The sequence below is a fragment of the Pantoea piersonii genome (assembly GCF_003612015.1).
Lineage (GTDB): Bacteria > Pseudomonadota > Gammaproteobacteria > Enterobacterales > Enterobacteriaceae > Pantoea > Pantoea piersonii.
Genome location: NZ_RARB01000002.1, coordinates 249590 through 269356, shown reverse-complemented (window position 1 = coordinate 269356; position 19767 = coordinate 249590). Strand labels below are relative to the sequence as shown.

Sequence of the window (19767 nt, the reverse complement as noted above, 5' to 3'; positions counted from 1 at the left end):
TTAGTTTACAAACGGCTAAGGTCAGCAAGCAGTTACTTCCAATAAATAATACCGCCATTAACCATGGACTTGTACTTTAATAACAAGGCGACATAGTCAGAAAATATTTTGTAAGCAAAATTGAAGCATCAGTCAGGAGTATTTTATCTAGGTTGCTTAAATTGACTCAGACAGCGTTGATTGAGCTTTTCACGTTCCTGATCAAATATCCAGCCCCACTTATTAAAGTACTTAACAGCAGAAATGATGTGATAAATAAGAAATTTTACATCCCGATAAGAGCGACGCTGAGATTCATGTACGACAATCGATGAAGGGCAATATTGTACAGACAAAGAAGAAGAACTTACTCTACGACTTAAATCAACGTCCTCCAGATAGAGAAAAAATCTTTCATCAAAACCATTTATTTTATTCAGCGCTTGCTGACTAAGCAGCATAAAACAACCAGACAGCGAAGGCGCAAAGAAAGAGCATTCATAATTTGCACCACGCAATTCGTAATTAAAGTTTATGCGCTCCGCAAGTGATGGCCAGAAGCGACGAAGAAAAAGCTGATAAGGTTTCGGCAGTAGTTTGCAGCCATGTTGTAAGCTACCGTCCGGGTAAACAACTTTAGGTATCGTCAGTCCACAATTCTTTTTTTTACTAAAAATATAGAGATTATCGACTTGACCATGAGAGAAAGAAATATCTGGATTGCAAATAAGAAAATGTTCGCATTTGTTTTTAAAACGCTCAAATACAGCATTATGCCCGCTACCAAATCCTTTATTTACAGGAAGTTTAATGATCTCAATCTTAGACCCTTTTAATTCCTCTAACCACTTGCAATGATTGCCATTATCAACAATGCAAATTTTATCAATACTGTCTTCAGCAAGAAGCGATACCAGTGTTTTTTGGATATCTGCATAACTATGCCTGTAAAGAACTAACGATGCGATAATTTTCACTAAAACACCAGTTATTACATACGATTTAATAAAGTGTGAGCAATCGTTGTCAGCATTCCTATAAGTTGCTGATGATATACACCTGAGTTCCGTAAATTAAGATATCGTACAAAGATATTTTTATCACGGATAGACGAATAAAACCTGAGTATCTCTTTAGATTCGTCAGTCATAAAAACTGATAAGTTTTCAAGCATTGCACAATTTTTATCATTCCATTCCGCTTTTCGACCTTTCCATGCCTGAAAAAAATTATTTAGACGGCGTAAAAAAGACATGCCATTACCAATGAGATTATCACGATGTTGCCTGTAGCGAACCGATGGCTGGTGATCAAAATAAACACGACCTCCGCAAGCCGTAACGGCCAGATAAAGCGCCCAGTCATGAATAACAAACGATCCAGAAGTCGCTTGACGCAAAAGTTTAAGGGCACAATCGTTAAAAACCATTGTATTACCGCTGGCTATATTTTGAAGAAGAGCATTTCTCAAAGCCGGAGGTTTTGAATAGTCTGGAGAGTAACCAATTACTTTACCCTCTTCATCTATCAATTCTGTACGGCTGCAATACATAGCAGGGGTATTTTCTGGTATCTCATCTAGCCATTTAACCGCACGAGTTAGTTTGTCTGATAACCAAATATCGTCTTGATCAGCAAAAGCATAATAATGCGAAGAGACAGGTGAGTAATGTATTAAATATTTGAAATTTTCACTAAAACCGCGGGCTGGCCCACTAAGGATGGTAATATCACCGCTCAAATAACCAAGATGCGATTTAATTATATTTAAGGTATTATCAGAAGAGTTGTCGTCAGAAATCCACAAGTGCCAATTTTTAAAATCTTGCTTTGTAATTGAGCTTAATTGCTCATCAATATATCTCTCGCCATTAAAGGTACACATTAAAATAGCCAGATGAGAATTGCTCATAAAAACCGCCCGAAAGATAAAGGATGCCCAAAGGCATCCTTATATTCTTAACTTACCAGCCCACGACCACAATAGTCATCATCAAGCACAAGTTGTTGTAATACGCTGTTTTGCTTATCTTTACCCGAATCGACAAAGCCCGAATAAAGCTTATTCGCGACCGATAACGATGGTGCAAATTCTGGATAAAAATTTTCTTTTAGCTCAAGCGCATCACTCACATATTCCATAATGCCACGTTGTAAGTCGTTACGGACAGGCTGAGTAGCTTTCTCTTCATCCCTTAAGGGTTTAAAGACTTTATCCAGCAAACCATGCTCATTGAGAACATATTTTGCAATCTGCGCATCGTTCGCACTTAACAATTGCTCAAGCGCAAAACTTTTACTGAAAATACGTGAGTCAATAAAGTTAGCTTCTCCATTGCTAACAAAACAACCTTCAGTTAATGATGAAGGATGCATGCCATCTCGAATAAGATGAGAAGTAGCCATATAAAACCCATGAACAGGTTTCTTAAGAAGCTCATTGAGAGACTTTTGGATAGTACCTGAATATCCTACGTCTACAATAGCCGAACTATCATTACCCTTGATGCCTGTACCTTCAAGATAATGGTTCATGGCATCATATTCAATCATTGCGCTTTTAATAATATCCTCAGATAAATATTTAAGCAGAGGTTCGATTGAAGAAATATCCTTATTCCGAATCTCGACTAATTTATCAGCGGACCAAAGGTTACGAGTATAAATTTCTTGCCATTTAGCTGATTCTAATTCAAAGCCAAATCTTTCAAACAGAAAGGTTTCAATCCCGTTAGATGAAAAATCAATAGATGCTATATCAGCAATCTGTTTGAATTCTCTGATTTTCGGAACATTCACAGACCGTCTTGATACTTGAAGATATGAAGATTTAATAGCATTACTGTTATGGCTCTGATACCAGCGATCGAACACCTCTTTAATGATTTTGCCCTCGCGAGCAAGAAAATAAAGATGTTCAATTTTGTTTTCAACAGCTTTTTGACAAAGCCATTCGCAGAAAGAAATCAAAAGCGGCCCTACAAGGTTATAACCAAGCTGGTAAGCCCTTTCGCTATATAGACGCAAATCATCAGGCTCTATATTTGCTACTTTATTAAGATTTTTCTGTATGATCAGACCCAACGTGAGCTCATTATTTAAATCCTGCTCAATTGTTCTATCTTTCATAAAAATCTGATAATCTGTTAAAGATTTAGCAATATCATTAGCACGTAATAAATGTAAACATCTTACTTTATAGAAATCTGACGGCAACTGTAGATCGGATCGCTCGTTGTCACCAATCATTACTACATTGCTCCCAGCAACACCTTCTTTTTCAAACATATACTCATATAACTTACCAGTATCCTTGCGAAGACCAATATCAGAGGAAAGGTAAAGTTCGTCCCAGTCTTTGACCTCAAATTTGTCGAGCATACTGACAACCGTTTCACGAGGCAAAAACATATCACTGATTAAGACAACTTTTTTGCCAGCTCGTTTAACACGGCTCATCAATTCCTTTGCATCAGCTCTTAGGTAAACTGAGGAATATTCGGTTTTTGCTTCGAGATGAGCTATCTCTGTGCACCGTTCCGCAGAAATTTTAGTAAGCTTCGCAAAAACGTTATAAATTTCATAAATATCGATATCTCTGCCAGCAGTATCTCTTGCAACTGCTTCCGCCTGAGCGCGATACTGTTTAAATAACACTTTTTCATCGGATGAAAGAGCGTTCATTACAACATTTTTTGTATGATCAGGGTTTAATAAAGGTCGAGTAAGAATAGTATCGAAAATGTCAAAAGCGACAATATGCGTATCGGCGTCGTTGATAAGATACTGATATGTATCAAACGTACGACCAAAATATTGTTGGTCAAACCTAAAAGTTGTCCAGGATGGAGACTGATGATCTTTAATAATCAACGACTCATAATTTAATGCTGTTGGGACAACGCCAAGTAAACGTTCTATAGCATGAGCAACAGTGCCATCATTTTGCGCTAATTCTTCTGGGAAATCTTCCCATTTTAGATTCAAATCAAACAACGGACGTAGTGCATCTACTCTTGCCCAAAACATAGAACCGGCCGGGAAGTTAAAATAAGCATCCGGCATTTCGATACCCATCCTGGAACACAGTCTGTGCCCATCAGCTCTGTTCGCAAGCCAGGTAAATGCTGCATATGGTACTTGCACGAAAGCCTGAGGATAGATTATGCCCAAGCCTTTGTTTAATTCAAACTGATGGAAAATTTTCTCAATATTTTCCTTTGATCCTAAAAGAGCGTTGAAAAGATACTCCCGCCAACCGAGCGTAGCTCCAGCATTGTAAAGCGACTTCTTACTCTGAATATGCCCGACAAAATCATATGTCTTTAAACGGCTTCCAAAATGCGCAAACATGGGCCCAATATCTCTCCCCCTGTTAGGCACGATTTCGACAAACAGATTATTAATATTAGCAAGTTTTGAGAGTTTGTCTTTACAAACCATCTGTCCTTCAGTTGACGTAACAGAAACAAACACATCAAGACTAAAAGGGACCTGCGCGATATGATGAACGAACTCGTCAATCAGATCGAAATAGTAAATATGGCAATGCAAAGCAACATTTTGTGGGTGACGTTCTAATTTTGCAGGTAGCAAGCTAAAATCTGTCAATAATTGTTGATTATTTACATTTGCAGCCGTAAATGTGCCATTTATTCTTTGATATTCAGGGTGATGTAAAAACCAGCCAGGTCGCAACTTGAATGCGGTATGAAGAAGTTTATTTCTGTATTGCACCGGTGTTTTATAATATAGTTTCTTTAGCTGCTGTCTGGTGATTTTTTTGAAAGGGTCGAGTGCAGCCTGATGCTGTCCACGAACCAGTCTCATTAAAAACCTTAATGGCTTAGTAAGTTTCCATGAATTGGTAGATAACAGGCGATTTATTTCATCGCTAAGTTCTTTTATTTTTTTATCTTGTTCATGGCTAATTCTTTCCAGATGAATATATCGTTCATTACCATCTGAAACATTTGAATGATGCATATTGATTTTATCATTTAGCTCTCTTATTAAATTTTTAAGGTAGCTAATTTCTTCATGCATCTTTTGATTTTCAAGCATTTTGCTTTGTGTTTCATGAATTAATAACGCATTTTTTTCTGCTAACTCGTTGTTGGCTGCAGTCATCGACGCCATTTCTTCTTGATGAATAGCCTTCAGCCTTGCACTTTCCTTGTCTAATGAAATGTTCAAGTTATTCTCACAATTGTTGATTTTTGAAGCTAGATCAGCATTACGAGTTGCATATTCTATCAGAGAAATCCTAGTTTTCAAGACCGCCGTTTTGAAAGCACTCCTGATATAACCAACGTTTCCGACTTGAGTCTGTTCCATAAACTCAAATTCACGTTCCCAGTACGATTCAAGATCTTCTTTGTTAATGTTAAGATTTGAACCTGTTAGGATTTCTTCCAGAAGTAGTTGTAAGTTCCTGTTCTCCCCTTCAGGGGATGCAGCAACAGAAGTAATGCGTAGGAGGGAATGAAGTACACCTCTAAAAATCACATAACCTAAAGAAATTTTATCGGTCGAAACCCACTCTAAATCAATGAATTTTACGTTATCGTTCTTATCGATTAAGATATTAAATGGCATCGCATCATTGTATTTACCTGGCAATAATGTATCTTTATCTAACTCTGTTGAGATATTTTCTTCACGCGCAAGACAATCCAACCATTTCTTCAACCAGTTCTGAAGAGCTCCCACAGTCCAGCCTGGCTTATTTACAATATTGAGTAAAGAAAGCCATAAACTTTCGCCTTCAAAAAAGGCAGACTGTTCCTCAATTTTATGCTTGAAGGTATTTTGCGTACTAACTACATTGCTATTTTTTGATATGCTATAGGTTAATACTTCTAAATCATTATCGTTAACGGTAACAATCAGCTCTTTATTATATTCAGGTAAACGTCCATCTGAGTAATGATGCAGTAATATTTTGTTTTCTGAAAAAAATTCTTTTTTTGCTGCCAAAAAAAGGAATGAATTAGACAAATCGGCCGCAAGATTGTTTTGCCAAATATTTTTTAAAGCCTGCTCAACTGAAAAAACAGGTTCAGCTATGCCCTGCACATCTTTATGAGCGCTTTCAATGGCAAGTTGTGTTAGTTGAGTAGAGTATTTTTTCCATCCTAAAGGCGTGACTATTTCTGTAGGTAATTTATAATCAGGTAAGGGTAAATACTCTTCAATATAACTGAATCCTGAACAGCCTAATATTTCTTTTAGCTCCGCCCTGCCAAAAGTCATCACGCCAGTATCATCATAACTGTTGTTAACGCCGAACATTGGTTGACCAACATGATCTTCTGCAGCGCCAGCAAAATATTTAATACCTAGCTTGTTTTCGATGGCAACAAAAAGCTTTCCATTTTCATTTAACCGTGAATAACAGCTATCAAGTAAAAGTTTTTGACCTGACTCACCCAAAAAAACGCGTGCGTATTCTAAAACGCCAATAAGCAGTACGAAATCAAACTCACCTATATCGGGTAGTTCATCACTCGGAACGCAAATAATTTCTACGTTGTCAAGATCCTCACAGCGAGCCCGCGCAATTGTTGCCCGACGGAGGCTACCTTCAACCGATACAACCTGTGCTCCCGCCTCGCCGAGAAAACGAGTAATAGCTCCACAACCGCAACCTATTTCAAGAACTTTTTTATTTTTAAGTTGTGCCTCAAAAGGTCTTAGCAGATTAGATCGACGAGAGGTTAAATGATAAGTAGATGGCCAATCGATCATTTTTGCGGCTAATTCTGGTGAACGGCTACTCTTATCTGTAGCTTCGCGAATAGCGTTGAGAAGATATAATTCAGCCTGATCTCCATCATTATATGCAAATTCTTTTATATGAAGTGGATGCCAAACACGATCATCGTTTTGTACGAAATTAGCATTGCTTAAAATTTGACAAATACTATTCATGAACAATCTCAATTTTTGCGCTTAAATCTGTAAATCCAGTAAATTTCTTTACTGGCGCTACAGAAATATGAATGGAATCGTAACGACGATCATGAGGGATTATCTCACCATTGGTATCACTGCTTGCAACACCTAATGAAATGAAATAATCCCCCTCGTACAGCAAATTAGGGAAAGAAAAGTTCACAACTGTTTCGCTTCCCGCTTTCGCTTCATCTAAATTAGCTACCTCCTGCCATTCGCTGTTAGTATTATAAATTGTAATACCTTCTTTATTTTTTACAGCAAAACCAAATATTGGTCTAATCACTAAATCATTAAACTTTATTTTAATAGAAAGATTTATTTTTTGATGGTGCTCGAAAGAGGATGGATAAGATGTTCCACTTTGTTCAATAAAAAAATCTTCAATAATGGCGGATTTATCGCCCCATCGATATTCCGCTGGATTGTAATTAAATCTGTTTTCAAAGCGTCCGTTTAGCTTTGATATGACATTTTCTGAATCTGGTGAATTATCTTCACTACGCTCAAGCCGCTCTTTTTCTCCAGCTGAAGCATATTCAATTTGTTTATCAATATCTGAACGTTGGTTATCATTTTTCTTTTTCTTACCAAATAGCAGATCAAGATATTGGTTAATTACGATTTTTGGTTTACCTGAACCTTTTACAACGCCACTATCAAGCAATAACGCAAGATCGCAATGCGTAACTATTTGCTCCGTTGCGTGAGAAACCAAAAGGATCGAAGTGCCATTTTCTTTTAATTTTTTTAAACGCGCAAAACATTTAGCCTGAAACTTTGCGTCTCCCACTGCCAGCGCTTCGTCTACAATCAGTATTTCAGGATCTATCTGGGCCTGTACAGCAAACGCCAGCCTTACCAGCATCCCGCTTGAATAAGAGCGAACAGGAGAATCAATAAAGCGTCCTATATCAGCAAAAGCAAGAATATCATCGAGTTTACTATCAGTCTCTTCTCGGGTTAACCCAAGCAAGGATGCGTTCAGGTAAATATTTTCTCTGCCAGTAAAATCACTGTTAAAACCAGCTCCAAGTTCAAGCAGTGCAGCTACACGTCCTCTGACATTAATATTTCCACAGCTCGGGCTTAGCGTACCAGCAATGATTTGCAATAATGTAGATTTACCTGAACCATTACGCCCAACAATGCCCATTGTTTGCCCTTTTGGCAATTCAAAAGAGACATCTTTTAAGGCCCAAAAATCATCGTGATAACTTCGAGCTGTTTTTCCAAACGCACGGTCGATACGAGGAAAAATGAATTGCTTCAAACGATGTACTGGGTTTTCATAAACCTGATAACATTTACCTACGTTATAGATTTCAATAGCATTATCTTTAGAGGACATCAGCAAAGCCTTTTCTCGTTTTCTGAAACCAGACGTAGCATAGCCACATAATGACTAGGGCAATCACTGAATAAATTGCCAGCCCCATAAAGTCCGGTAATTTACCCCAAATCAATACATTTCGGGACTGCTCTATAATAAACGTCAATGGATTAAGCATAATTATAGGCTGAAAATCTTTTGGAAGTGCACTAATAGGGTAAAAGATAGGCGATAAAAACATTAAAACAGTGACAATAATAGAAATTGTCTGTCCAACATCTCTCAAAAAAACACCCAGTGAAGACAATAACCAGGATATGCCAAGGGTAAAGATGATTAAAGGAAACAATACTACAGGTATTAAGACTACGGTCCAATGTAGATATCCGTTAAATAAAACAAAAGCAATCAATAAAACAACAATGCTAATTATTGTATGAAATATGACGCTTAATAAACTGCTTACGGAAAGCAATTCTAGTGGAAAGACTACTTTTTTTACATAATTAGCATTGCCAATTATCAAGGTTGGTGCTCGACTTAAGGCTTCTGCAAACAGGGTATGCACTAGTAACCCTGCAAATAAGATTACAGCAAAGTCGCTTTTTGACTCTCCTGTGACACCGGTGCCCCACCTTGCTTTGAACACAACTGAAAAAACAAATGTATAAACAAGAAGCATAAGGACTGGATTGATAAATGACCAAAAAACCCCCATTACTGAGCCGCGATAGCGTCCGGTAATCTCACGCTTGGTCATCTGATAAATTAAGTTTCGGTTATTATAACAGCTTCTTAAAATTGATATGAAAGAAGTTGGCTTTAAAGAATGAGGATCCATTTAAACTCTCTTAAAATCTAAACATTTCAGTCAGCATAAATACAGTGAAATTGGCAGTAGAGATTTCTAAAACAAGGCGGTGAGATATTTTACTTACCGCCAGTAAATGTATCTTCAAATATATTTAGTTGAAATATACTGCGCTTTGAAAGCTTTTACCTTCTTTATCTTTAGCAGATAATAAAGGCACTTCACCATTCGCAATGGGCCACTCAATACCTATTGAATCATCATTCCAGAGAAGAGAATGCTCAGCTGCGGGATTATAATAATTCGTACATTTATAAACAAACTCTGCACTTTCAGAGGTAACATAAAAACCATGTGCGAAACCTTCGGGTACCCAAAGCTGACGTTTGTTTTCAGCTGATAGTATTACCCCTACCCATTTCCCAAACGTTGGCGAAGAGCGTCGCATATCCACAGCTACGTCATAGACTTCCCCAGCAATAACGCGAACCAGCTTGCCTTGGGTATTTTCCGTTTGGTAATGCATGCCCCGTAAAATGCCTTTCGCTGATTTAGAATGGTTGTCCTGAACAAACTGCCGTGGACAAACAAGTTCCTCAAATTTTTTTTGCTGCCAGGTTTCCATAAAGAAACCTCTTTCGTCACCGAAAACTGCAGGTTCAATAATTTTCACATCGGCAATATCAGTATTAATAACTTTCATTACAAACGTCCTTCAACAAGCGCCATTAAATATTTACCGTATTCATTTTTTAGGTATGGCTTAGCCAATTCCTTTAGCTTTTCTTTATCGATAAATTTCATACGGTATGCAATTTCCTCGGGGCAAGCAATTTTAAGCCCCTGACGCGACTCAATAGTTTGAATAAAATTATTCGCTTCCATTAAACTCTGGTGTGTTCCAGTGTCTAACCAGGCATGGCCCCGCCCCATGATAGAAACAGACAGCTGTCCTTTTTCCATATAAATACGATTAATGTCTGTGATTTCTAATTCACCGCGTGGCGAAGGTTGTAGCTTTTTAGCCATTTCAACGACGCTATTGTCATAGAAGTAGAGACCAGTTACAGCGTAATTACTTTTAGGGTTCTCAGGTTTTTCCACCAGAGAAACAGCTTTTCCATCTTTGTCAAATTCTACTACGCCGTATCGTTCAGGATCCATAACGTGATATGCAAAAACAGTAGCTCCCTGCGCTTTCTCGGACGCTGCCTCCAGTTGTTTATTAAGATCATGGCCATAAAAAATATTATCACCAAGGATCAAAGCAACCGAGTCGTCACCGATAAATTCTTCACCAATAATAAATGCTTGCGCTAACCCATCTGGACTTGGCTGCACTTTATACTGAATGGATAAGCCCCATTGCGAACCATCTCCCAATAGACTTTCAAAACGCGGGGTATCTTGCGGCGTGCTGATGATCAAAATATCGGTAATACCAGCCAGCATAAGCGTACTAAGCGGGTAATAAATCATCGGTTTGTCATACACCGGCAGAAGTTGTTTACTTACAGCCATAGTTACCGGGTAAAGGCGTGTTCCTGAGCCGCCAGCGAGAATAATACCTTTATTCTTTTTCACATTACCACCTTATTTTCAGGCAAATTTAAATTGCCCGTTACTATTTATTATCCGAGAGTTTCAATTAACATACGTTCAACACCCATTTGCCATTCTGGTAAGGTTAGATTGAAAGTACGCTGAAATTTTTCTGTATTGAGCCGGGAATTTGCTGGTCGTTTTGCTGGTGTAGGAAACGAACTGGTAGGCACCGGATTAATAGTCTGGACTTTTAATTCTACGCCTTGTTCTCTGGCTATGTTGATCACTTTAGTCGCATAGGCATGCCATGTAGTTTCGCCCGATGCAATTAAATGATAGATACCTGCAACGTTGTTATCCACAATAGCTGTTCTGATTGCATGCGCCGTACAATCAGCAATCAGATCCGCACCTGTTGGCGCACCATGTTGGTCATTTATCACAGATAGAGTATCGCGCTCTTTTGCCAGTTTAATCATGGTTTTAGCAAAGTTATTACCTTTTGCCGCGTAAACCCAGCTAGTACGAAATATCAGGTGACGTGCGCAATAACGTTGAATTGCTTTTTCACCTTCTAACTTAGTCTGACCATAAACACTCAACGGGCCTGTTGCATCCTCTTCTCTCCAGGCCCTGACGCCCTGACCATTAAACACGTAATCTGTTGAGTAATGGATAAACCATGCACCAACTTCTTCTGCCGCTTTAGCGATTTCAATTACCGCTAATGTATTGATACATTTGGCGCTTTCTTGTTCGCTTTCAGCTTTATCAACAGCTGTATAAGCGGCTGCATTGACAATAATTTGCGGCTTAATGGTCCTGACCGTTTCTGCTACACCCTCAGGATCATTGAAATTGCCACAGTAGTGAGTGGAACGCGAATCAAGAGCTATCACATTACCTAATGGCGCGAGCGCACGTTGTAGTTCCCAACCTACTTGACCATTTTTGCCAAACAATAAAATATTCATCAATCGCGCTTCTCGTAGTTTTGTTCGATCCAGTTTTGATAAGCACCACTTTTGACATTGTTTACCCAGTCAGCATTAGCAAGATACCACTCGACCGTTTTACGTAGACCCGTTTCAAAAGTTTCCGCAGGCTTCCAGCCCAGCTCACGCTGAATTTTACTTGAGTCGATAGCATAACGGCGGTCGTGGCCTGGTCGGTCAGCTACATAAGTGATCTGCTGCTGATATTTTTCAGGCTTCGGCATCAATTCATCAAGTAATTCACACACCTTATAAACCACATCAATGTTTTTCTTTTCGTTGTGACCACCAACGTTATAAGTCGTGCCCGGCTGAGCCTGAGTTACGACAATATAGAGTGCGCGAGCATGGTCTTCGACATAGAGCCAGTCGCGAATTTGATCACCTTTTCCATAAATCGGAAGAGGCTTGCCTTCCAGGGCGTTGCTGATAATCAAAGGAATCAGTTTTTCTGGAAAATGATATGGACCGTAATTGTTAGAACAATTAGTAATGATAACCGGCAATTTATAGGTTCTTCCCCAGGCACGTACCAGATGGTCGCTGGCTGCTTTGGTGGAAGAGTAAGGGCTGCTGGGTGCGTATGGCGTAGTTTCTGTGAAGAGAGGCAGCTCACCACTCATTTCATCTGGATGCGGCAGATCGCCATAGACTTCATCAGTAGAGATATGATGAAAACGAAACGCTTGTTTGCGCTGTTCATCAAGCCCAGACCAATATTGGCGACTTGCTTCCAGGAGGCTATAGGTGCCAACAACGTTGGTTTGGACGAATTCTGCTGGTCCAGTGATTGAGCGGTCAACATGGCTTTCCGCTGCAAGATGCATAACAGCATCGGGCTGGAACTCATTCAGAATGGCTGAAATCGCCGCAGTATCGCAGATATCTGCCTGTCGGAACTGATAGCGCGAGCTGTCTGCAACCTCTTTTAAAGACTCAAGATTGCCAGCATAAGTCAGCTTATCCACATTAATGACTTCATCCTGAGTTTCATTGATAATGTGCCTGACAACTGCCGATCCAATAAAGCCCGCGCCACCCGTTACTAAAATCTTCATAGTTTTCCATTCATCCTTTACGACACCTCTACCTGCGCGCATTCAGAAGCAACTCAAACGCTTAGCTGCAGGATAGAACTGAATATTGTTTACACCATGTGTTTAAAGCAAGCTACTGGCTGTTTCGGTTCAAACTGAAAAGCTCAGTTCAATGCATACAAAATACAGAACAAGCCAAAGCTTAATAAGGCACCGCTAGATCCCTTAACTTCCAGGTCATACCAGCATCGATGGCTAAATATTAACCAAGAAGAGAGAAAATGACCACGCTACCGCCCTTGGCATGTAAGCGCCAATGCAATATGCGAAAATATATTATTACTACTAACCTTTAACCTTCGTATATTATTCACCCAAAACTTACCAGGTGATAATTCACAACCGTAAATAGTACCTTGTGTAGTAGCAAATTAACACAGGTTTCTATGGTCAGTCGCTACCTTCCATGGCTCCACACAACCGCTATGTGATTCTCACTTTAACCCTCTGAAATTTAAGTATTACCATTTAAGTTTCACTTGGGCGAAATTCATTCAAAGAGCTATCTCACATTGAGTAAGACTGTAAGCTTAAATGCTAGTTCGCATCAGATAAATCTGTTTTTGAACGTTTCAAGAGAGTTAATTGATTTTTATCGTAGGCATCTATTCTGTTCACTCACTTAAGCGTTATATCTGATAACTTATACAAATAAAAAAGCCCGGTCTTAGACCAGGCTCGTTATTAAATTGATATTATTCAGCGGAACCCATCCGGGTTCTTACTCTGCCAGTTCCACGTATCGCGCATCATCTCTTCGATCCCGCGCGACACGCGCCAGTCCAGCTCCTTGTCCGCCAGGCTCGCATCAGCCCAGAAGGCTGCCAGATCGCCGTCGCGACGCGGTTTGATCTCATAAGGGATCTGTTTACCAGAAGCTGCCTCAAACGCCTTGATCATTTCAAGCACTGAGTAGCCTTTGCCCGCGCCGAGATTGTAAGCCTTATAACCCTCGACTTTCGGCAGATGATCGAGTGCCTTCAGGTGCCCTTCCGCCAGGTCGACAACGTGAATGTAGTCGCGCTGACAGGTGCCGTCCGGCGTCGGGTAATCGCCGCCGAACACGCCGAGCTGCGGCAGACGGCCAATCGCTACCTGCGCGATATAGGGCAGCAGGTTGTTAGGAATGCCGGTCGGGTCTTCGCCGATCTCGCCAGACTCATGTGCGCCGACCGGGTTAAAGTAGCGCAGCGCAATGGCTTTGAATTTTGGTTCGGCAAAGGCGAAGTCGCGCATCACGAACTCAATCATCAGCTTGGACGTGCCGTAAGGGCTGGTCGTGCCGCCGATCGGCGTGGTTTCCACATAGGGAACCGGCGCGTCGGCGCCATAGACGGTGGCGGAAGAGCTGAAGATAAAGTTATAGATGCCTGCGGCGCGCATCTCTTCCAGCAGCACGACTGTGCCAGCGACGTTGTTGTCGTAATACTCCAGCGGCATGCGGGTTGACTCCCCTACCGCCTTCAGCGCGGCGAAGTGGATAACCGCTGTGATCTCATTGCTGGCGAAAAGATCGCGCAGGCAGGCGCGGTCGCGGACATCGCCTTCCACAAAGGTCGCCTTTTTCCCGGCCAGCTTCTCGACGCGATTGATCGCCTCGCGCGAGGCGTTGCACAGGTTATCCAGTACTACAACGTCGTCGCCGCGCTGCAATAACGCCAGCACCGTATGGGAGCCGATATATCCCGCCCCGCCCGTTACCAAAATAGCCATGTGTGCTCCTGTCAAAGCTGCCGCGTCGATGCGCGGCAAAACGTGAGAAAAGGTTATTTTGCCAGAATTTTCTCGATGGCGGCGCGGAATTCCTGCCCCATGGTGTTGCTGCGCAGGCCGTAAGAGACAAATGCCTGCATATAGCCAAGCTTGCGCCCGCAGTCGAAGCTGCGACCCGTCAGCAGTGCGGCGTCAACCGGCTTCTTCTGGCTCAGGCTGGCGATAGCGTCGGTAAGCTGAATACGGCCCCATGCGCCCGGCTCGGTACGTTCAAGCTCGCCCCAGATGTCTGCAGAGAGCACATAGCGGCCGACCGCAGCCAGATCGGAGTTAAGCGGCGCCGGCTCTTCCGGCTTCTCAACGAAATTGGTGATAGTGCTGACGTCGCCTGGGTTATCCAGCGGCTGCTCGGTGGTAATTACCGAGTACTCTCTGAGATCGGAAGTCGGCATATGCTGCGCCAGCACCTGGCTATGGCCGGTCTCTTCAAAGCGCGCCACCATAGCGGCCAGGTTGTAGCGCAGGTGGTCAGCGGTGGAGTCGTCCAGCAGCACGTCCGGCAGGACGACAACAAAGGGGTTGTCGCCAATCATCGGACGGGCGCACAGGATAGAGTGACCCAGACCCAGCGGTTGCGCCTGACGCACGTTCATAATGGTCACGCCCGGCGGGCAAATAGACTGCACTTCGCTCAGCAGCTGACGTTTAACGCGCGCTTCGAGCAGCGCTTCCAGCTCGTAAGTGGTATCGAAGTGGTTTTCCACCGCATTTTTGGAAGCATGGGTGACCAGCACAATCTCTTTGATGCCCGCGGCAACGCATTCATCAATGATATATTGAATCATCGGCTTATCAACGACAGGCAGCATCTCTTTTGGAATTGCTTTCGTCGCCGGGAGCATATGCATACCGAGACCCGCAACCGGGATTACTGCTTTAAGCTTGGTCATATTTTTTCCATTTCATGAAGTGAATACGTGTGGTCGATTATGCAGTCTCGGCCAGAACAGCAAGTATAATCTTTATCTGAAAATCCGACACTAAATGCCTGTCAACCCTTAGAAATTCATCTTTTTCCCACTATTCAGACACGCCATAAAGTGAGTAAAGACAAGCGCTAAACCATGCGTTAAAACCCTCTTCAGCAACGGTGGCTGATCAGGTGCAATGCCAGGCTAAAAAAGAATCGGGCGGCACAGCGGCCGCCCGGGATAACACCCATTGATTAGAGCCAGCGTTCGAACCACTCCGGCATAACAAACAGGTCGAAATGATTCACCAGCACAATTACCGCGATAAATAGCGCCGACACCGACACCCACTGTCGCGCATAGGGCATAAAGCGGATACCGATAACTGGCTTAATAAAGAACGGATGCGCGAAGGCGGAGATCAGCACCTGCGAGATCGACAGCGTCAGCGCCACGTAAAGCACGTTCGGCCAGATAAAAGTGGTCGCCAGCACCGCCAGCACCACCAGACTCGCCACGATATTCCAGTAGAACTCGACGTTGGTGCGGCCGTTCGCCTGCGAAATAGCGCCGGTCAGCCCGCCCATCGGGCGCAGCATGCCGAACAGCAGCATCAGCGGGATCAGATGGTAAACCTGCTCGTGCGACGCGCCGTACAACACCCGCACAATCACCGGCGAAAGAATCCCGATAGCCAGGTACATCGCGCTGCTGAAGAGCATGATAACGAAGGTGCCCTTCAGGAACAGCTTTTTGAGCTGCTCGGGATCCTGCTGTTTCTCCGCGAAGCGCGGCAGCGCCAGGCGGTTGATAACCGGCGATACCAGCTTGAGCGGCTGGAGGATCAGCTCTTTCGCCAGCGAATAGATGCCGAGCATCTCTGCGCCCATAACCTTACCGACAATCAGGGCGTCCGCCTGAGTGCGCAGCTGATTGATGGTCTGCGAACCAAGCTGATAGATGCCGTAACGCACCGCGCTGATAAAGGTGGCTTTATCAAACTCCCACGTGGGCCGCCACGACTTCTCGCCGAAGGCGATCATGCAGAGAATGCGGGTAAAAGCGTTGATAAACAGCCCAAGGATCGCCGCCGCCACCGTCAGCGATGTAAAGCAGAGCATCGCTACGGTACAGGCAAACGCGAACAGTTTGGTCGCCATCTCGATTTTGGCGAGCAACACCATACGTTTGGTTTTGATGTAGTGCGCCTGATACTGCGACAGGTGACCCAGCACGAGGAAGTTGAGGCTGGTAAGCATAATCAGCCCTACCAGCTCCGGCAGATGGTAGAACCAGGCGACCGGATACGCGATGCCGAGCAGGATCAAACCGGTCACCAGGCTCAGCGAAACGTTAACCCAGTAAATGGTGCTCTGCTCGCGCCGGGTGATCTCCTGACGATGCACGAGATAGCTGCTCATCCCCATATCCTGCAGCACGGTGGCGACCGCCAGAATGGCGTTGATAATCGCCAGCAGCCCCAGCTCGTGCGCTTCCAGCTTGCGCGCCAGCACGCTGAGCTGCAGTACCTGCAGTAGCGCGGCGAAACAGGTACTGCCGAACAGCCATACCGCCTGTTTTTTCAGTCCGCTCACGCCAGCTGCTCCAGCAGCCGCGCCAGTTCTCCATAGGCGATATGCTGATTGAATTCCGTTTCGACCTTATGCCGCGCCGCCGCGACCACTGGTGCCACATCGATATCGCCCTGCGACAGCCTGAACAGCGTATCGGCCAGCGCCTCGGCGTCATCTTCCGGCACCAGCCAGCCTGAAACGTTGTTTTCAATCAGCTCGGGAATGCCGCTGTGGAAGGTGGAGACCACCGGCAAGCCCACCGCCATCGCTTCCATCAGCGCCACCGGTATCCCCTCCATATCGCCATCGGCGGCGGTTTTGGAGGGCAGCAGGAAGATATCCGCCTCGCTCAGGGCGGCGCGAATCTCCTCCTGCGGCTTGAAGCCCGGCATGCTGACACAATCTTCCAGCCCGGCGTTGGCGATATGCTCGCGCATCATCGCATCCTGGTCGCCGTTGCCGATAATGGTGAACTCAAACTGACCGCCGCGCTGTTTCAGCAGCTCGCTGGCCTTCACCGCGACGTCGAGTCCCTTCTTCTCAGTGAGACGCGCCACGGAGACGATGCGCAGCGGCGAGTGAAACGCCTTGCGCGGCTTGAAGTTAAACTTCTCCGGCTCGATGCCCATGCGCGTGACGTGGATCTTCTCCGGCGGGCAGCCCATTTCGATCAGCTTGCGCTCCCAGAGATGGCTGATCGGCAGCAACAGCTCGCTCTGTTCGAACAGATTGACGTAATCCTGCTTGTGCTCTTCCAGAATATGGCGGCGTGAAATATCCGCGCCGTGAAACACCGTTGCCTGCTTGCCGATCAGCACGCCCAGCTCACGCAGCTTATTCGCCAGCGCGCCCGCGTAGCCGAAGTGAACGAGGAACACGTCGGCGGTATAGGGCTGGCGGGTATTCGCCACGATAGAGGGCAGCAGCAGCTTGCTGGACTGCGCGCCGTAGCGGCGTACGTTAAGCGAGCGGATCAGCGCGGGCTTCGCTACTTTCGGCAGCACCAGCTTCAGCCGCTGGTTGAGCTTGTCGATATTTGAGACTTTCTCTTCCGGCAGCAGATAGTGCGTGCGCGACGCCAGCTGATATTCGTCGAAGGCTGCGTGACGGTTCACCAGATCGCCGGGAAATACCGAGATGATCTCTACGTCGTAGCCAGCGTCGATAAAATGAGTCACCTGGTTCAGCACGAAGGTCTCAGAGGCGACCGGGAAACGCATGGTGAAAAAAGTGAGTTTCATAGCATTACCCCAATACGTTGAGGATCTCTTCTGTGATCCGGTTACCGACTTCGCGCTCGTGCGCAACCGCCGTATCGACCTGCTGTTTAATCGCGTCATAATTCGCCAGCACGTCTTTGACTTTGTCGATCAGCGAGCCGTCCATCAGGCTCTTCACGTCGGTCGCCATCTGCGGCAGGCCGAGCTGATTCATCACGCCCATCGACTTGTGTTCGTAGTTGATAGCGACGGCCGGCGTGCCGAAGTTCATCGAGATAATGGCAGAGTGCAGGCGCGTGCCGATGGTGAGATGACAGTGGCTCAGCAGGATGCCCAGCTCAAGGTCGTTAAACTCATCCATGATGACATGGTAATGCTCCGGGCGCTCGATGCTGTCGCGCAGCGTCAGCGCCACCATACGATCATCTTTGGCATAGCTGTCAATGCCGGTGCAGGTCGAGAAGGCGACCACCTGATAGCCTTCGGCGATCATCGCATTGATTACGCGGCCAAAAGCGGCTTCATACTCTTTCTGCGTCACGCCAAGGCGTTTGTCGAACGGCGCCAGCTCACGCACGGTAATCGCGATAGTTTTGCGACTGCTGATAATATTTTGCCAGTGCAGCAGATTGTGGCTCGGCTGTTCGACGCTGCGCGCGCGGACCAGGAAAGCGGTATCGACGCCCGGCGCGACTTTGCGCGTGGTGACGCCATCTTTTTTCATCAGATCGAGGCTGACCGATTCGCGCAGCACCAGGCTGTCAACACGGTCAAAGACGAAGTTCGCCAGTGCATTTACGCGCGGATTCTGAAAGGGACCGACCGAGTGGCCGATCAAATAGAGAGGCTTCTTCGCCATCAGGGCGCAGAGCGCATGATCGAACTGCGTCACGCCATAGAGATCGACGAAGAACGAGCCACCGACCTGAATAATGGCGTCGTACTGCTTCAGGCTGCCGGTAAAGGCTTCAAGATGCGCCGGCACGGCGAAAGATTTAAACAGACCACCTTTTCCCAGATGCGCCATCATAATGTTCGGCATCAGCCGGTTAGCGACCTTGCGCTTTACCGTTCCAATCAATCCCTTAGCTGACTTACTGTTGTGCAAAAACAGCGAATCCTGCTGAATGTCTTGCTGGAGCAAATAACCAGAGCTCGTTGGGTAACGGCTGATCACATCAATCTCTATGTCACTGCGGGCGGCATGTATCGAATCGATCAGCCCGCGGAGAATCGCGCCATCCCCGCGATTCCCACACGTATGGTTACCCACCAGTAAAATTTTCATTAAAAACTCCGAAAAATTTCTTTTTTAATTTTCACCCGACCTGGACGTCTGCGATGCGCCGGGTAAACAAGCCGCCCTGTCCTGACGGGCAAAAGTAAACTCTGTGTTTAAAAAAATAACCAATATGCAATGTAAAAAATGCTCCAGAGGATGCTGCTCGCGCCCTTCCCTGGGCGCGGTATGTCGAACTAGCCTTTCAAGGCGAAATAGGGCACGGCGCACTGTTCGCCGTTAATCACCATAGAGATAAACCCTTTCGGCTTGCTGGTATCGACCTGCCCGGC

At 44.8% G+C, this 19767-nt stretch carries 15 protein-coding genes (1 of these 15 running past the window's edge); all 15 read right to left on the bottom strand.

Annotation, left to right across the window (positions count from 1 at the left end; translation table 11 throughout):
- Nucleotides 1–143 precede the first annotated feature (143 nt).
- Nucleotides 144–956 (bottom strand): galactosyltransferase-related protein, encoded by an 813-nt coding sequence (locus D7S44_RS06990; protein ID WP_120453329.1) that lies wholly within the window; start codon nucleotides 954–956, stop codon nucleotides 144–146.
- A gap of 14 nt (nucleotides 957–970) precedes the next feature.
- Nucleotides 971–1891 carry a glycosyltransferase family 2 protein gene (locus D7S44_RS06985; protein ID WP_120453327.1) on the bottom strand — a complete coding sequence of 307 codons (921 nt, stop codon included), beginning with the start codon at nucleotides 1889–1891 and terminating at the stop codon, nucleotides 971–973.
- A gap of 47 nt (nucleotides 1892–1938) precedes the next feature.
- Entirely contained in the window at nucleotides 1939–6912 is a 4974-nt protein-coding gene (locus D7S44_RS06980) for a rhamnan synthesis F family protein (protein ID WP_120453326.1), read from the bottom strand.
- A complete protein-coding gene (locus D7S44_RS06975) occupies nucleotides 6905–8287 on the bottom strand; it encodes an ABC transporter ATP-binding protein (protein WP_120453324.1) in 1383 nt (460 codons plus the stop codon). Before D7S44_RS06975 ends, D7S44_RS06980 begins: the two co-directional genes overlap by 8 nt.
- On the bottom strand, nucleotides 8277–9110 hold the full coding sequence (locus D7S44_RS06970; protein ID WP_120453322.1) for an ABC transporter permease: 834 nt from the start codon (nucleotides 9108–9110) through the stop codon (nucleotides 8277–8279). The genes D7S44_RS06975 and D7S44_RS06970 overlap by 11 nt, the downstream gene beginning before the upstream one ends.
- A 124-nt stretch (nucleotides 9111–9234) precedes the next feature.
- On the bottom strand, nucleotides 9235–9783 hold the full coding sequence (gene rfbC / locus D7S44_RS06965) for a dTDP-4-dehydrorhamnose 3,5-epimerase (RefSeq protein WP_120453320.1): 549 nt from the start codon (nucleotides 9781–9783) through the stop codon (nucleotides 9235–9237).
- Nucleotides 9783–10664 carry a glucose-1-phosphate thymidylyltransferase RfbA gene (gene rfbA, locus D7S44_RS06960; RefSeq protein WP_120453318.1) on the bottom strand — a complete coding sequence of 294 codons (882 nt, stop codon included), beginning with the start codon at nucleotides 10662–10664 and terminating at the stop codon, nucleotides 9783–9785. Before rfbA ends, rfbC begins: the two co-directional genes overlap by 1 nt.
- A 47-nt stretch (nucleotides 10665–10711) precedes the next feature.
- The gene (gene rfbD / locus D7S44_RS06955) at nucleotides 10712–11599 is read right to left on the bottom strand and encodes a dTDP-4-dehydrorhamnose reductase (protein WP_120453316.1); all 888 of its coding nucleotides are present in this window, start codon (nucleotides 11597–11599) and stop codon (nucleotides 10712–10714) included.
- Nucleotides 11599–12678 (bottom strand): dTDP-glucose 4,6-dehydratase, encoded by a 1080-nt coding sequence (gene rfbB / locus D7S44_RS06950; protein WP_120453314.1) that lies wholly within the window; start codon nucleotides 12676–12678, stop codon nucleotides 11599–11601. Before rfbB ends, rfbD begins: the two co-directional genes overlap by 1 nt.
- Before the next feature lie 738 nt (nucleotides 12679–13416).
- The gene (galE, locus tag D7S44_RS06945) at nucleotides 13417–14430 is read right to left on the bottom strand and encodes a UDP-glucose 4-epimerase GalE (protein WP_120453312.1); all 1014 of its coding nucleotides are present in this window, start codon (nucleotides 14428–14430) and stop codon (nucleotides 13417–13419) included.
- A gap of 53 nt (nucleotides 14431–14483) precedes the next feature.
- Nucleotides 14484–15380: a UTP--glucose-1-phosphate uridylyltransferase GalF gene (gene galF, locus D7S44_RS06940; protein ID WP_120453310.1), complete on the bottom strand. Its 897-nt coding sequence runs from the start codon at nucleotides 15378–15380 to the stop codon at nucleotides 14484–14486.
- Between the two features lie 275 nt (nucleotides 15381–15655).
- Nucleotides 15656–16996: an MOP flippase family protein gene (locus D7S44_RS06935; protein ID WP_120453308.1), complete on the bottom strand. Its 1341-nt coding sequence runs from the start codon at nucleotides 16994–16996 to the stop codon at nucleotides 15656–15658.
- Nucleotides 16993–18216 (bottom strand): glycosyltransferase, encoded by a 1224-nt coding sequence (locus tag D7S44_RS06930; protein WP_120453306.1) that lies wholly within the window; start codon nucleotides 18214–18216, stop codon nucleotides 16993–16995. Before D7S44_RS06930 ends, D7S44_RS06935 begins: the two co-directional genes overlap by 4 nt.
- Before the next feature lie 4 nt (nucleotides 18217–18220).
- Entirely contained in the window at nucleotides 18221–19483 is a 1263-nt protein-coding gene (gene wcaK, locus D7S44_RS06925; RefSeq protein WP_120453304.1) for a colanic acid biosynthesis pyruvyl transferase WcaK, read from the bottom strand.
- Nucleotides 19484–19718: 235 nt separating this feature from the next.
- Nucleotides 19719–19767: the 3' portion of a phage tailspike protein gene (locus D7S44_RS06920; protein ID WP_120453302.1), read on the bottom strand. It continues 2198 nt past the right edge of the window; only the last 49 of its 2247 coding nucleotides appear in the window; its start codon lies beyond the right edge, outside the window; its stop codon occupies nucleotides 19719–19721.